The organism is Streptomyces sp. NPDC055632 (genome assembly GCF_053618675.1).
In genome coordinates this window covers 111061-124902 of the sequence record NZ_JBSHHY010000021.1, presented here as the reverse complement: position 1 = coordinate 124902, position 13842 = coordinate 111061, and the positions used below count along the sequence as shown (strand labels likewise).

Annotated in this window: 13 protein-coding genes; 6 read left to right on the top strand and 7 right to left on the bottom strand. The window is 72.9% G+C overall.

Annotated elements, in window-relative coordinates; all coding sequences use genetic code 11:
* Positions 1 to 9: 9 nt before the first annotated feature.
* Positions 10 to 390, top strand: a complete 381-nt coding sequence (locus ACWGSR_RS25030; RefSeq protein ID WP_376231872.1) for a MerR family transcriptional regulator — start codon at positions 10 to 12, stop codon at positions 388 to 390.
* A 23-nt stretch (positions 391 to 413) separates the two neighbouring features.
* On the opposite strand, the gene ACWGSR_RS25025 is transcribed toward ACWGSR_RS25030, so the two are convergent.
* A complete protein-coding gene (locus ACWGSR_RS25025; protein WP_453569116.1) occupies positions 414 to 1148 on the bottom strand; it encodes a translation initiation factor IF-2 in 735 nt (244 codons plus the stop codon).
* A gap of 218 nt (positions 1149 to 1366) precedes the next feature.
* Between ACWGSR_RS25025 and ACWGSR_RS25020 the strand changes: the two genes are divergently transcribed.
* Entirely contained in the window at positions 1367 to 2209 is an 843-nt protein-coding gene (locus ACWGSR_RS25020) for an oxidoreductase (RefSeq protein WP_376231875.1), read from the top strand.
* 13 nt (positions 2210 to 2222) lie between these two features.
* On the opposite strand, the gene ACWGSR_RS25015 is transcribed toward ACWGSR_RS25020, so the two are convergent.
* Positions 2223 to 2591, bottom strand: a complete 369-nt coding sequence (locus ACWGSR_RS25015; RefSeq protein ID WP_453569114.1) for a hypothetical protein — start codon at positions 2589 to 2591, stop codon at positions 2223 to 2225.
* A gap of 179 nt (positions 2592 to 2770) precedes the next feature.
* On the opposite strand from ACWGSR_RS25015, the gene ACWGSR_RS25010 reads away from it, so the two are divergent.
* On the top strand, positions 2771 to 2944 hold the full coding sequence (locus ACWGSR_RS25010; RefSeq protein ID WP_366378466.1) for a CsbD family protein: 174 nt from the start codon (positions 2771 to 2773) through the stop codon (positions 2942 to 2944).
* 176 nt (positions 2945 to 3120) lie between these two features.
* Positions 3121 to 3882: a restriction endonuclease gene (locus tag ACWGSR_RS25005; protein ID WP_453569112.1), complete on the top strand. Its 762-nt coding sequence runs from the start codon at positions 3121 to 3123 to the stop codon at positions 3880 to 3882.
* Positions 3883 to 3965: 83 nt separating this feature from the next.
* Here ACWGSR_RS25005 and ACWGSR_RS25000 read toward each other — a convergent pair whose 3' ends face one another.
* From ACWGSR_RS25000 to ACWGSR_RS24980, 5 genes are all read right to left on the bottom strand, one after another.
* The gene (locus ACWGSR_RS25000; protein ID WP_376231879.1) at positions 3966 to 5102 is read right to left on the bottom strand and encodes an XdhC family protein; all 1137 of its coding nucleotides are present in this window, start codon (positions 5100 to 5102) and stop codon (positions 3966 to 3968) included.
* Positions 5103 to 5142: 40 nt separating this feature from the next.
* Complete coding sequence (locus ACWGSR_RS24995) at positions 5143 to 6609, bottom strand: NCS2 family permease (protein WP_376231880.1); 1467 nt, start codon at positions 6607 to 6609, stop codon at positions 5143 to 5145.
* 205 nt (positions 6610 to 6814) lie between these two features.
* Positions 6815 to 9220 (bottom strand): xanthine dehydrogenase subunit D, encoded by a 2406-nt coding sequence (gene pucD, locus ACWGSR_RS24990; RefSeq protein ID WP_453569110.1) that lies wholly within the window; start codon positions 9218 to 9220, stop codon positions 6815 to 6817.
* A 2-nt stretch (positions 9221 to 9222) separates the two neighbouring features.
* Entirely contained in the window at positions 9223 to 9810 is a 588-nt protein-coding gene (locus ACWGSR_RS24985; RefSeq protein ID WP_366378461.1) for a (2Fe-2S)-binding protein, read from the bottom strand.
* 1 nt (position 9811) lies between these two features.
* A complete protein-coding gene (locus ACWGSR_RS24980) occupies positions 9812 to 10702 on the bottom strand; it encodes an FAD binding domain-containing protein (protein ID WP_125662581.1) in 891 nt (296 codons plus the stop codon).
* 318 nt (positions 10703 to 11020) lie between these two features.
* Between ACWGSR_RS24980 and ACWGSR_RS24975 the strand changes: the two genes are divergently transcribed.
* Together ACWGSR_RS24975 and ACWGSR_RS24970 are read left to right on the top strand one after the other, a co-directional pair.
* Positions 11021 to 12718: a PucR family transcriptional regulator gene (locus ACWGSR_RS24975; RefSeq protein WP_376232027.1), complete on the top strand. Its 1698-nt coding sequence runs from the start codon at positions 11021 to 11023 to the stop codon at positions 12716 to 12718.
* Positions 12719 to 13040: 322 nt separating this feature from the next.
* Positions 13041 to 13829 (top strand): hypothetical protein, encoded by a 789-nt coding sequence (locus ACWGSR_RS24970; RefSeq protein WP_453569107.1) that lies wholly within the window; start codon positions 13041 to 13043, stop codon positions 13827 to 13829.
* The last annotated feature ends 13 nt before the right edge of the window (positions 13830 to 13842 follow it).

The following is a 13842-nucleotide window of genomic DNA, read 5'->3' as shown; positions in this document are numbered from 1 at the left end:
GCGGGGATCGTGCGCATCGGGGAACTGTCGGAACGCACCGGGGTCTCCCGCCGGATGCTGCGCTACTACGAGGAGCAGGGCCTCATCGCCTCCCACCGGTGCGCCAACGGCTACCGCGACTACCCCGAGCCCTGCGTGGACCGCGTCCAGCAGGTGCGCGGGCTGCTCGACGCGGGCCTCTCGACGCAGACGATCCGCAGGATCCTGCCCTGCCTGGGGCCGCCCGGCCGCATCGACATCCCGAACCCGACGCCGGAGACGATCGCGCTCCTGGAGCTGGAGTGCGCGCGCATGGCGCAGCGGATCGACCAGCTGACCCGCAACCGGGACGCCATGACCGCGTACCTCGCGGACGTCCGGAAGGCGGTCCCGGCCGAGCCGGCCGCCTGACGCGCCGTCCGCCCGTTCCCCGGTCAGTGCGGCGGGGGCGCCGGGTCCAGGGCGTTGCCGACGGTGCAGCCGCCTTCTCCGGGCATCCGCTGCATCCGGGACGGCACCCACACCGAGGTGGCGCCGGGTGCCACGCGGGCGAGCAGGCAGTCCTGCGCGTCGAACCCGTTGCCCGGCACCAGCAGGAGGACGCCGACCCGGTCGCCGTCCGCCTTCACCTCGGTACGGATCTTCGGGTCCATGTCCAGGGCGGCGACCACCCGGCGCACCTCTGCCTCGTCCGCCCGGCCCCCCTTCGGCACCCGGGGAAGCCTCGCCTCCAGTTCGGCGTACGGCAGCCGGGGCGGTTCGGGCGGCGGGGGGAAGGTCAGCGCCGGTCCGTCCGGGCAGTCCACCTTGCGGGGCTCCGCGTCCCCCTCCCCCTTGGGCGACACCCGCACCCTGAAGCAGCGTCGCACGACGTACCGCTCGGGGAAGAGCAGCCCCTCGTACGCGAAGCCGGACGTGCGGACGACCACGTCGACGCCGTCCCCGTCGTGCGTCGAGGTGCCCGTCACCCGCATCACCTCCACCCCGTCGAGGACGGAGGCGGAGTACCCGACCTCCTCCGCCGTGCGCGGGCGCTGGCTGTCCAGCCGCCGGCTCGCCTTCCTGGCCGCCTCCCGGGCGGCGGCGGTCCCCTCGTCGTCGGAGAAGTGCACCACTCCGTAGACGACGAGGAACAGCAGCAGCGGTGCGAGCCAGAGGAGTCGACGCATGCGAACACCCTCGCGGCACCGTACGGGGCGGGCAACCGCTCGCGTACCCAGGCCGGCGTGGGCGATCGTACTCAGGCGGCCCCCGGCTCCGGCCGCCTTGGGGCAGGCGGCACACGGGGCCCGCGAACGACCTTCCGTCACAAGCCTGTTGACCTGTACAGCACTCTAAGTCCTACCGTCGGACCGTCGGCCACAAGGCGATCGGACGGTGGGAGAACATGGGTGTTTGGTTTGTCACGGGTGCCTCGCGCGGGCTCGGCGCGGAGATCACCCGGGAGGCGCTGGGCCGCGGGCATCGCGTGATCGCCGCGGCGAGGGACGCGTCGGCGGTGCTCCGCGCGTACCCGGAGAAGCCGGACGGTCTGCTGGCGGTGACCGCGGACGTGACCGAACCGGAGCAGCTGGCGGCCGCCGTGGAGTCGGGTCTGAAGGAGTTCGGCCGGATCGACGTCGTGGTCAACAACGCGGGTCACGGCCTGGTGGGCGCGATCGAGGAGACCTCCGACGAGGCCGTCCGCGCGCTGTTCGACGTCAACGTGTTCGGCGTGCTCAACACCTTGCGGGCGACCCTGCCGACGCTGCGCGCCCAGCGGTCCGGACACGTCGTGAACATCGGCTCCGTGGGCGGCTTCGCCACCGCTCCGGCGGCGGGCCTGTACGGTGCGTCGAAGTTCGCCCTGGAGGGCATCTCCGAAGCGCTGCACGGCGAGCTGGCCCCGCTCGGCGTGCGCGTCACGATCGTGGAACCGGGCGGCTTCCGCACCGACTTCCTCAGCGCCTCCAGCATCCGGGTCGAACCGGCCGCCATCGAGGACTACGCCGTCGGCGCGGGGCCGGTGCGCGAGGCGCTGGCCCGGAACGACGGCCGCCAGCCGGGCGATCCGGTGAAGGCGGCCAGGGCCGTCGTCGACGTCACCGAGGCCGCCGAGCCCCCGCTGCGGCTGCAGTTGGGCGCGGACGCGGTCGAGCGCGTCGAGGCGAAGCTGGACCTGGTGCGACGCGAACTCGACCGATGGCGTCACGTGGCCCTCTCGACCGGCATCGAGGAGACCGTCCGCTGACCGGGCGCCCCGGTCAGACGGGGGCGAAGAGGTCCCCGGGCGCGTCGTCGAGGACGAAGCCGTTGTCGAAGCGGACGCGGACGGTCGTGCGGAGCTTCCGCTCCAGGTAGGCGGTCCAGGCGGGTTCCAGGGCGGCGACCCGCTCTTCGAGCTGCCGCCTGCTGGCCGGGGGCATCTGGTGGCCGAAGTCGTCCAGGAGGGACTTGAGCCGCTCGTACTCGCGCACCTCGGGGCTCTGCGGACGGTCCTCGTCCACCCGCTCGACCGTGCCCTCGACGCCCGCCGCCAGGGCCAGGAACCCCGCCCCGGTGCCGGTCTCCGCCGGGGGTCCGCCGGCCGGGACGACCTCTCCGGCCAGCCTGAGGTCCACCGTGAGCCGCACTCGCCGGCCCTCTTTCAGCATCGTCGGCCCTTCGTCCTCGGGATGGTCGGGCCGCGCGCACGCGTGGCCGCCTCGATTATCGCGGTCCGGAACCCCCGACCCCGTTTCGGGGGCCGGTTCGCGGTTATGCGGCATGTCACCAAGGCAATGGTTTTCCAGGTTCTCGGAAAGGAGCCGACATGTCGGGCAACGAGAAGATGAAGGCCAAGGGCGAGCAGGTCAAGGGCGCCGTCAAGGAGAACACGGGCCGTGCGCTCGGCGACGAGCGGATGGCCGGCGAGGGCCGCGCCGAGCGCGCCAAGGGCGACGCCCGGGAGGCCAAGGAGAAGACGAAGGACGCCTTCAAGCGCTGACCCTCGGGGTCGGCACATGCCGCGGCCCCCGGCCCCTCACGGGGGTCGGGGGCGCGGCGCGTGCGGGGCCGGACGGGCCGTGCGCGCGAGGGGCCGTGCGCGAGGGGTCGCACGGGCGGGGTCGTACAGGCGGGGTCGTACGCGAGGAGTCGTACGCGAGGGAGGGAGGGGCCCTGATGGGATCCGTCGGGCAGGACAGGGGCGCGGTCCGGCGCGGCCCCGTGGCGATCGGTCGCGATCTGGTGCTCGCGATCGGGCTCGCGGGGACGTGCGTGGGCGGTCTGGCGCTCTTCTTCAAGACGGCCGAGGCGGCCGGGGACCGGGGCTCGGGCGTGCCGGCCGCCCTCCTGGTGGCGTTCGCCGCCCTCGGGGCGCTGGCCGTCGGGTTCGCGCTGATCAGGAGGGGCGCGGCGGCAGCCGGGCGACGTGAGGCCTTCCGTACGGCCGTCGCCGCGCCGGTCCCGGACGTGCCCGGCGTCGGCCCGGAGGCGCTGGACCGCACGGTGGTGGACCCCACGACTCTGGACCACACGGCCCTGGATCACGCGGCGGTGGACCCCGACGGCTTCGAGCACACGGTCGCCGCGCTCTGCGCGCGGGACGGCTGCACCCCCGTGGAGGTGGTCGGCGGCGCGGGCGACCTGGGCGCCGACGTGATCGCGACGACCGCGGACGGGCGGCGTGTGGTGCTCCAGTGCAAGCAGTACGCGGAGGACCACCGGGTGGGTTCCCAGGACCTCCAGCGGTTCGGCGGCACCTGCTTCACGGTCCACGAGGCCGATGTGGCCGTGCTCGTGACCACCAGCTCCCTCACCGCGCCGGCCGCCGAGTACGCCGCCACCTGCGGGATCGTCTGCGTGGACGGCGAGGCCCTGGCCGCCTGGACGGACCAGCTCGCGCCTCCCCCGTGGGAGGCGCTTCCGGTGGATCCGGCCTGACGGCGGGGACGTCCTCCCGGGCCTGTCCGGCGGATCAGGGCCGGATGGGCAGCGACGCCCGGCCATGATCCGCCGGACAGGCCCTAGGCCACGGACCCTATCCGCCCCACCGGCCCCCGGGGCCCGTCGTGGTGGATCGGGGTGTGGGCGCCGGTGAGGGAGGCTCCCGTGCCGCCCCGGCGGTTGGCGACGATCTCGGCGCCGATCGAGAGGGCGGTCTCCTCCGGCGTGCGGGCGCCGAGGTCGAGGCCGATCGGGGAGCGCAGGCGGGCGAGTTCGAGTTCGGTGACGCCGACCCCGCGCAGCCGCTCGTTGCGGTCCTCGTGGGTGCGGCGGGAGCCCATCGCGCCGACGTAGGCGACGGGGAGCCGGAGGGCGACCCGGAGCAGGGGCACGTCGAACTTGGCGTCGTGGGTGAGGACGCAGAGGACGGTCCGGCCGTCGACGTCGGTGGACTCCAGGTAGCGGTGCGGCCATTCGACGACGATCTCGTCGGCCTCGGGGAAGCGAACCGGGGTCGCGAAGACGGGCCGGGCGTCGCAGACGGTGACGTGGTAGCCGAGGAACTTGCCGACCCGGACGAGCGCGGCGGCGAAGTCGATGGCCCCGAAGACGATCATGCGGGGGGCGGGGACGGAGGACTCGACCAGGAGGGTCAGGGGCTGTCCGCAGCGGCTTCCGTCCTCGCCGATCTCCACGGTGCCGGTGCGGCCCGCGTCGAGCATCGCGCGGGCCTCGCCGGCCGCGGTGCGGTCCAGCTCGGGGTGGCCGCCGAGCCTCCCCTCGTACGAGCCGTCGGGGCGGACCAGGAGGGCCCGGCCGAGCAGGTCGTCGGGGCCGGAGACGATCCGGGCGAGGGCCGCCGCCTCGCCCTCGACGGCGGCGGCGAGCGCGGCGGGGAAGACCCCGCCGCGGACCGGGGTGACGAGGATGTCGATGATCCCGCCGCAGGTCAGGCCGACGGCGAAGGCGTCCTCGTCGCTGTAGCCGAAGCGCTCGACGACGGTCCGGCCGTCGTCGAGGGCCTGGACGCACAGGTCGTACACCGCGCCCTCCACGCACCCCCCGGAGACCGATCCGATCGCCGTGCCCTCGCTGTCGACGGCGAGCGCGGCGCCCGGCTGCCGGGGCGCGCTGCCGCCGACCGCCACCACGGTGGCGACGGCGAAGGCGCGTCCCTGCTCGACCCACCGGTGCAGCTCTTCGGCGATGTCCAGCATCTCGGTTCTCCTTGGAAGGTGCGGGAGGGCGGTGGGGGCGTCAGCCGACGCCGAGCCAGCTCTCGATCGGATGGATGGCGAAGTACACGATGAAGATCGCGGTCAGGCCCCACATGAAGGCCCCGACCTCCCGCGCCTTCCCCTGGGCGGTCTTGATCACCGCGTAGGAGATGACACCGGCGGCGACACCCGTGGTGATGGTGTACGTGAACGGCATCAGGACCACGGTGAGGAAGACCGGGATCGCCACGGAGCGGTCGCTCCAGTCCACGTGCTTGGCGTTCTGCATCATCATCGAGCCGATGACGACCAGGGCCGCGGCGGCGACCTCCTGCGGGACGATCGCGGTGAGCGGGGTGAAGAAGAGGCAGAGGGCGAAGAAGCCGCCGGTGACCACGGAGGCCAGGCCGGTGCGGGCGCCCTCGCCGACGCCGGTGGCGGACTCGACGAAGACCGTCTGGCCAGAGGCTCCGGCGCCGCCGCCGATGACGCCGCCGGCGCCGTCGATGAAGAGGGCCTTGGAGAGGCCGGGCATGCGGCCCTTGTCGTCCGCGAGCTTGGCCTCGGTGCCGACGCCCAGGATGGTCGCCATGGCGTCGAAGAAGCCGGCGAGCACCAGGGTGAAGACGATCATGGTGATCGTGATGTAGCCGACGTCGCCCCAGCCGCTGAAGGACACGTCCCCGATGAGGGAGAAGTCGGGGGCGGAGACCGCGCTGCCGTCCAGCTCCGGCGGGCCGGAGAACCAGGCCTTGGCGGGTATGTCGGCGACCGCGTTGAGGACCACCGCGACGACCGTGCCGACGACGATGCCGATGAGGATGGCGCCGGGGATGTTGCGGGCCTGGAGGGCGAAGATCAGGAGCAGGGTGAAGGCGAAGATCAGGACGGGCCAGCCCTGGAGCTCGCCGGCCGGGCCGAGGGAGACGGGACCGCCGCCCGGGGCGGGGTTCTCGTGGACGAAGCCGGCCTTCACGAAGCCGATGATCGCGATGAAGAGGCCGATGCCGATGGTGATGGCGTGCTTCAGGGCGAGCGGGATCGCGTTCATGATCATCTCGCGGAGGCCGGTGACCACCAGGAGACAGATCACCGCGCCGTACGCCACGGACATGCCCATGGCCTGCGGCCAGGTCATGACGGGGACGACCTGCGAGGCCATCACGCCGGAGACGCTCAGACCGGCGGCGAGGGCGAGCGGGACCTTGCCCCAGAAGCCCATCAGGAGGGTCGTCGCGGCCGCGGCGAGGGCGGTGGCCGTGATGAGCGCCGGCTGGCCGAGCAGATTGCCCTCGACGTCCTTGCCGCCGAGGATCAGGGGGTTGAGCAGGAGGATGTACGCCATCGCCATGAAGGTGGTGACGCCGCCGCGGACCTCCGTCGCGACGGTGGATCCTCTCTCCGAGATGTGAAAGTACCGGTCGAGCCAAGACCTGCCGGCGGGGGTGCGCGAGCCGGAGCCCGCGTCCTCGGCGCTGGTCTTGGGCTCCACTGACGACTGGGTCATGGGGCCTACTCCCAAGGTTCAAAGGGGCACCCGCGTCGGACTTCGAAGGGTTCTGGTCCGGCTGAAGCCGCGGGATTTGGGATGCTGCGTGGCTGCACGACCCGGGGGACGGCCCGAGACGAACGGGGGTGGTGCGTGGGGGCTCCGGGCGGTACGGGCGGGGAAGGGTGACGTTCCCGGGATGGGCCGTACCGCCCGGAGGGTCCTACAGGGTGCCGGTGAGCGCCTCGGGGCGGACCGGCGTCTTGTTGAGCTCCAGGCCCGTGGCGTTCCGGATCGCCGCGAGGACGGCCGGGGTGGACGACAGGGTCGGGGCCTCGCCGAGTCCCCGCAGGCCGTACGGCGCGTTGGGGTCGGCGAGTTCGAGCACGTCGACCGGGATGGTCGGCGTGTCGAGGATCGTCGGGATCAGGTAGTCCGTGAAGGAGGGGTTGCGCACCTTCGCGGTCTTCGGGTCCACGATGATCTCTTCCATCACCGCGACGCCCAGGCCCTGGGTGGTGCCACCCTGGATCTGGCCGACGACGGAGAGCATGTTGAGCGCCTTGCCCACGTCCTGGGCGGTGGCGAGCTCGACGACCTTGACGAGGCCGAGCTCGGTGTCCACCTCGACGACCGCGCGGTGCGCGGCGAAGGTGTACTGGACGTGGCCGTCGCCCTGGCCGGTGACCAGGTCAAAGGGGACGGTCGGGCGGTGCCGGAACTCCAGCTCCAGGTCGATCGGGTCCTCGCCCTCCAGGACGTCGGCGAGGGTCGCGAGGACCTCGCCGCCGTCGGTGACGACCTTGCCGCCCTCCAGGAGGAGTTCGGCGGTCGCCCAGGCGGGGTGGTACGAGCCGTTCTTGCGGCGGCCGATCTCCAGGACCTTCTCGCGGACGGCCTCACAGGTGTTCTTCACCGCGCCGCCGGTCATGTACGTCTGCCGGGAGGCGGACGTGGAGCCGGCGGAGCCGACCTGGGTGTCGGCCGGGTGGATGGTGACCTGCGTGACGCCGAGCTCGGTGCGGGCGATCTGGGCGTGCACGGTGACGCCGCCCTGGCCGACCTCCGCCATGGCCGTGTGGACCATGGCGACGGGCTCGCCGTTGATGACCTGGAGGACCACGCGGGCGGTCGAGTAGTCGTCGAAGCCCTCGGAGAAGCCGACGTTCTTGATGCCGACGGCGTAGCCGACGCCGCGGACGACGCCCTCGCCGTGCGTGGTGTTGGAGAGGCCGCCGGGCAGCGCGCGGACGTCCGCGCCCTCGCCGGCCGACTCCCACTGGCGCTCGGGCGGCATCGGGCGGGCCTTGACCCGGCGGAGCAGCTCGGCGACCGGGGCGGGCGAGTCGACGACCTGGCCGGTGGGCATGAGCGTGCCCTGTTCCATGGCGTTGATCTGCCGGAACTCGACCGGGTCCATGCCCAGCTTCGCCGCGAGCTTGTCCATCTGCGCCTCGTACGCGAAGCACGCCTGGACCGCGCCGAAGCCGCGCATCGCGCCGCAGGGCGGGTTGTTGGTGTAGAGGGCGACCGCCTCGATCTCGACGTCCTCGACCACGTACGGGCCGGCGCCGAGCGAGGAGGCGTTGCCGACGACGGCCGGGGAGGCCGAGGCGTAGGCGCCGCCGTCGAGGACGATCCGGGCCTTGAGGTGGGTGAGCTTGCCGTCCTTGGTGGCGCCGTGCTCGTAGTGGAGCTTCGCCGGGTGGCGGTGCACGTGGCCGAAGAAGGACTCGAAGCGGTTGTAGACGATCTTGACCGGCTTGCCGGTGCGGAGCGCCAGGAGGCAGGCGTGGATCTGCATCGACAGGTCCTCGCGGCCGCCGAAGGCGCCGCCGACGCCGGAGAGCGTCATCCGGACCTTCTCCTCGGGCAGGCCGAGGACGGGCGCGATCTGGCGCAGGTCGGAGTGGAGCCACTGGGTGGCGACGTACAGGTCGACGCCGCCGTCCTCGGCCGGTACGGCGAGGCCGGACTCGGGGCCGAGGAAGGCCTGGTCCTGCATGCCGAAGACGTACTCGCCCTCGACGATCACGTCGGCCCGCTTGCGGGCCTCCGCCACGTTTCCGCGGATGATCGGCTGGCGGTGCACGATGTTGGGGTGCGGGACGTGTCCCGCGTGGTGGTCGTCGCGGCCCTCGTGGATGAGGGGCGCGTCGGGGGCGAGCGCGGAGGCCTCGTCGGTGACGACGGGCAGCTCCCTGTACTCGATCCTCACCTTGGCGGCGGCGCGGCGGGCCGTCTCCGGGTGGTCGGCGGCGATCAGGGCGACCGGCTCGCCGTGGTGCCGTACCCGGCCGTGGGCGAGGACGGGGGTGTCCTGGATCTCCAGGCCGTAGTTCTTCATCTCGGCCGGCAGGTCGTCGTACGTGAGGACGGCGTACACGCCGGACATCGCCAGGGCCTCGGAGACGTCGATGGAGACGATCTCGGCGTGGGCGACGGTGGAGCGGAGGGTCTGGCCCCAGAGCATGTCCTCGTGCCACATGTCCGAGGAGTACGCGAACTCGCCGGTGACCTTGAGGGTGCCGTCGGGGCGGAGCGTGGACTCGCCGATGCCGCCCTTGGTGTGGCTCTGGGTGACGTTGGTGGGCGTACCGGCGGGGACGGTACGGGTGTTCTGCGCCATGGTCAGACCGCCTCTCCCTGACGGGCGGCCGCGAGGCGGACCGCGTCGAGGATCTTCTCGTAGCCCGTGCAGCGGCACAGGTTGCCGGAGAGGGCCTCACGGATGTCCTGGTCGGACGGGTCGCTCTGCCGCTCCAGGAGCTCGTCGGCGGCGATCAGCAGACCGGGGGTGCAGAAGCCGCACTGGACGGCGCCGGCGTCGATGAACGCCTGCTGGATCGGGGAGAGTTCGACGCCCTCGCCGGTCTGGGAGTCCTGACCGGGCTTGGCCTGCCACTTCTTGGCGGCGTCGAGCGGGGTGCCGCAGGCGCCCGTTCCGCAGGAGCCGTGCTCCGTGCGCTCCTTGGCGAACTCGGCGAGGCCCTCGACCGTGACGACCTCGCGGCCCTCGACCTGGCCGGCGGCGACGAGGCAGGAACAGACGGGGACGCCGTCGAGGCGGACCGTGCAGGAACCGCACTCGCCCTGCTCGCAGGCGTTCTTGGAGCCGGGAAGGCCCATCCGCTCGCGCAGGACGTAGAGGAGGGACTCGCCCTCCCAGACGTCGTCGGCCTCCTGCGGACGTCCGTTGACCGTGAAATTGACGCGCATGTTATGCAGCTCCCTCAAGCGTGCGGCCGGTGCCGCGGTACTGCTCCCAGGTCCAGCCGAGCTGGCGGCGGGCCATGATGCCGACGGCGTGGCGGCGGTACTTCGCGGTGCCCCGGACGTCGTCGATCGGGTTCGCGGCGCCCGAGCAGAGGTCGGCGAACTGCTTCGCGATCGACGGGGTGATGATCTTTCCGCTGTCCCAGAAGCCGCCCTCCTCCAGGGCCGCGTTCAGGAAGGCCTCGGCCTCCTTGGCGCGGATCGGGGTCGGCGCGGCGGAGCCGATGCCGGTGCGCACGGTCCGGGTCTCCGGGTGGAGCGCGAGACCGAAGGCGCAGACGGCGATGACCATCGCGTTGCGGGTGCCGACCTTGGAGTACTGCTGGGGGCCGTCCGCCTTCTTGATGTGGACGGTCTTGATGAGCTCGTCGGGCTCCAGGGCGTTGCGCTTCACGCCCGTGTAGAACGCGTCGATCGGGATGAAGCGGCTGCCGCGCACCGACTCGACCTCGACCTCGGCGCCCGCGGCGAGCAGGGCCGGGTGGGCGTCGCCGGCCGGGGAGGCGGTGCCGAGGTTGCCGCCGACGCCGCCGCGGTTGCGGATCTGCGGGGAGGCGACCGTGTGCGAGGCGAGCGCCAGACCGGGCAGCTCGGCCCGCAGGTTCTCCATGATCCGGGTGTACGGGACGGAGGCGCCGAGCCGGACGTTCTCCTCGCCGACCTCCCACTCGCTCAGCAGCTCGATACGGTTCAGGTCCAGGAGGTACTCGGGGCGCCGGTGGTCGAAGTTGATCTCGACCATGACGTCGGTACCGCCCGCGATGGGCACGGCCGTGGGGTGCTCGGCCTTGGCGGCGAGCGCCTCCTCCCAGCTGGCGGGGCGAAGGAAGTCCATGGTGGCTCTCTTCTAGTGATTCTGGTGATCGGATGATCAGTGCGGTGCGGATGGGCCCGGGAAGACGGCCGGCCCTCGACTTGTTCATGTGCTGTTCACGCGGTGTGTGGCCTAGTACACAAGGCCACGTTCTCCTGGGTGCAGTCACCGAAAACATGAAGGAGTTGGCTGGTGCCCACCGTCGTCTTGTAGATTCGAACGAAAGACGGAGAACGGAAACCTCACCGTTTCCCCATGGAAACGGTGGCACCACCGACCCGTCGAGAATGCGACAACGCGACAACCACGACCACTGACGAGAAGGACGGCGGCGACATCATGCGGCTGCGCGCACTGCTGGAGAACGACGCGCTGGGGCTGCGCCTGCTCGGCGGCGAGGACGAGCTGGACCGCACCGTCCGGGGCGTGATGACGACGGACCTCAAGGACCCCAGCCGTTACCTGTCCGGCGGGGAACTGGTCCTGACCGGGCTCGCCTGGCTGCGGGAGCCCGAGGACGCCGAGCCCTTCGTCCGGATCCTGGCCTCGGCCGGGGTGGCGGCGCTCGCGGCGGGCGAGGCGGAGCTCGGGGACATCCCCGACGATCTCGTACAGGCGTGTTCGCGCCATCGGCTGCCGCTCTTCGCGGTCAACGAGTCCGTTGCGTTCGCGACGATCACCGAGCACGTTGTTCGACAGGTGTCCGGCGAGCGGGCCGGGGACCTGGCGGCCGTCGTGGACCGGCACCGGCGCCTGATGACCTCCGGCCCGGCGGGCGGCGGCCCCGAGGTCGTCCTCGACCTGCTCGGCTCCGACCTGGACCTGCGGGCCTGGGTCCTCTCCCCCACCGGCCGCCGGATCGCGGGTGCCGGGGAGCCCCTGGACAGCGGGCTCGCCGCCTCCCTGGCCGGTGAGCACCTGGCCGCCGTCCGGACCGGCCGGCGCGGCCCGCACCGGGTGTCCGGCGGCGGCACGACGTACTCGCTCTTCCCGATCCGCAACACCGGCCGGGGCGCCGCCCCCGCCGTCCGGGACGTGCGCGAGACGGTCCTCTCGGACTGGCTGCTCGCCGTCGAGGCGGACGCCGGGGACTGGCCGGCCGCCCGGCTGGACCTGCTCCAGGGCGTGACCCAGCTGATCGCGGTCGAGCGGGACCGGCGCGACGCGGCCCGCACGGTACGGCGCCGGCTCGCCCAGGAGGTCCTGGAGCTGGTGCAGACGGGCGCCGCGCCCGCCGAGATCGCGGCCCGGCTGCGGGTGGCCGCCCCGGTGCTGCTGCCCGGACTCGGCACGGCCCCGCACTGGCAGGTCGTCGTCGCCCGGGTGGAGTGGGAGCAGGAGGCCGGCCAGGGGTCCCCGGTGGACGGCGGGCCGGTCGCGCAGGCGCTCCTGGAGGAGATCCTGGTGGACCCGGCGGCCGTCGGCGCCGAGTCCGCCGACCGGATCGCCGTCGCGCACAGCGGGGACGAGGCCATCGCCCTGGTGCCGCTGGCCGCCGGGCCGCTGCCGGACAGCGAGGACGAGGGCGGTGCCGGCTCCGTCGGCCTGCACGCGGACGCGCTCCTCGCCGCCGTACGGGCTCCGCTCTCCGCGGGCCTCGCCGACGACGGGCGCCTGACCCTGGGCGTCAGCGCGGCCGTGCACTCGGCGGAGGGCCTGCGCGGGGCCCTGGAGGAGGCCCGGCACGCCCGCCGGGTCGCGGCGGCCCGGCCGGGCCGGGTCTGCGCGGCCGGCCACCACGAGCTGGCCTCGCACGTGCTGCTGCTGCCGTTCGTCCCGGACGACGTCCGCCGGGCGTTCACGGCCCGGCTGCTCGACCCGCTGCGGGACTACGACCGGCGCCACCGGGCGGAGCTGATCCCGACCCTGGAGGCCTTCCTGGACTGCGACGGCTCCTGGACGCGCTGCGCGTCCCGGCTCCACCTGCACGTGAACACGCTGCGGTACCGGGTGGGCCGGATCGAACAGCTCACCGGCCGCGACCTGTCCCGCCTGGAGGACAAGCTCGACTTCTTCCTGGCGCTGCGGATGAGCTGAACACCTTCGGCGGAAGCCCGTCGGAGGCCCGGAAAAACATCCGGAAATTCACTCCTTCGGAGGAGTCCGAAGGAGTGGCGTACGGGCTGGTGGGACCCTGTCGGCCGGGGCGGCCGACAGGTCGCTCCGGGGCCGGATCCCGGGCCCGGCGGCGATCTGACGGACCGTCGGAGGTGCTCCGAAGGGTGGTCACCACACCGATCGTCCCTTTGTGAAATCTTTCACCCGACCCCTTGGCCGGGTATGCCGCTTCGTGCTGAGATGCGGGTCTACTCAACAGCTCGATGGCGCGCTCGGGGAGGGCAATGTGGCGGATACCGCCATGTCTGGTTCCGAATCAAGGGATGGCGAAGATCCGTTCCTCGCCCACGGCAAGGAGACTCCCGTGGAGACCGCCGTATGGCGTCTCCGCTCCCGGGGCTGCTGGACGGACGCGGCCGCGCTGCTCGCGCCGCGCGCCGCCGAACCGGCCGCGGCGCTCGAACGGGCCGCGCTGCTCATCGAGCGCTGCCTCTACACCGAGAAGGGCTGGGCCGACGCCGAGGAGGCCCTGCGGACGGCCGAGGCGGTCGCCCGCACCGACGAGGAGCGCGGGGCCGCCGCCTGCGAACGCGGCTACCTCGCCTACGCGTCCACCCTCCTCGGGGTCCGCGACCGGGCCGACGAGGCCCGGATGGCCCTGGGCCGGGCGGCGGCCCTGACCGCCCCCTCCGCCGAGGGCCGGCCGCTGCTCGACTTCCGGCGCGGCCTGGTCGCCCAGAACCTCGGCGACTCCCCGCAGGCGGCCCGCGCCGCGTACCGCAGGGCGCACGCGGGGGCGGTCGCCCAGGGGGATTCGCTGCTGCTCTCCTCCACATGGCGCCATCTGGCCGGACTGGCCCTGCGGGAGGGAGAGTTGGCGGAGGCGAGGCACGGGTTCGCCGAATCGCTGCGGATCCGCGAGGAGTTGGGCTACCTGGTCGGTACGGCTCCGGCCCTCACCGCCCTGGCCACCACGGAGACCGAACCGGAGGCCGGACGGCTGCGGGCGGAGGCGCGGCGCCTCTTCCGGCTGCTCGGCGGGGTGCCGACCTGGCTGTCGGCCCAGCTCACCCCGCACCCGGCCACGTGAAAGGCCTTTGAAG

Bases quoted from the DNA above. Each gene is read 5' to 3' on its own strand.
- ACWGSR_RS25000 (WP_376231879.1), bottom strand. From the start codon at position 5,102: ATGCTGGACATCGCCGAAGAGCTGCACCGGTGGGTCGAGCAGGGACGC.
- ACWGSR_RS24985 (WP_366378461.1), bottom strand. From the start codon at position 9,810: ATGCGCGTCAATTTCACGGTCAACGGACGTCCGCAGGAGGCCGACGAC.
- ACWGSR_RS25010 (WP_366378466.1), top strand. From the start codon at position 2,771: ATGTCGGGCAACGAGAAGATGAAGGCCAAGGGCGAGCAGGTCAAGGGC.
- ACWGSR_RS24975 (WP_376232027.1), top strand. From the start codon at position 11,021: ATGCGGCTGCGCGCACTGCTGGAGAACGACGCGCTGGGGCTGCGCCTG.
- pucD (WP_453569110.1), bottom strand. From the start codon at position 9,220: ATGGCGCAGAACACCCGTACCGTCCCCGCCGGTACGCCCACCAACGTC.
- ACWGSR_RS25025 (WP_453569116.1), bottom strand. From the start codon at position 1,148: ATGCGTCGACTCCTCTGGCTCGCACCGCTGCTGCTGTTCCTCGTCGTC.
- ACWGSR_RS24995 (WP_376231880.1), bottom strand. From the start codon at position 6,609: ATGACCCAGTCGTCAGTGGAGCCCAAGACCAGCGCCGAGGACGCGGGC.
- ACWGSR_RS25020 (WP_376231875.1), top strand. From the start codon at position 1,367: ATGGGTGTTTGGTTTGTCACGGGTGCCTCGCGCGGGCTCGGCGCGGAG.
- ACWGSR_RS24980 (WP_125662581.1), bottom strand. From the start codon at position 10,702: ATGGACTTCCTTCGCCCCGCCAGCTGGGAGGAGGCGCTCGCCGCCAAG.
- ACWGSR_RS24970 (WP_453569107.1), top strand. From the start codon at position 13,041: ATGTCTGGTTCCGAATCAAGGGATGGCGAAGATCCGTTCCTCGCCCAC.
- ACWGSR_RS25005 (WP_453569112.1), top strand. From the start codon at position 3,121: ATGGGATCCGTCGGGCAGGACAGGGGCGCGGTCCGGCGCGGCCCCGTG.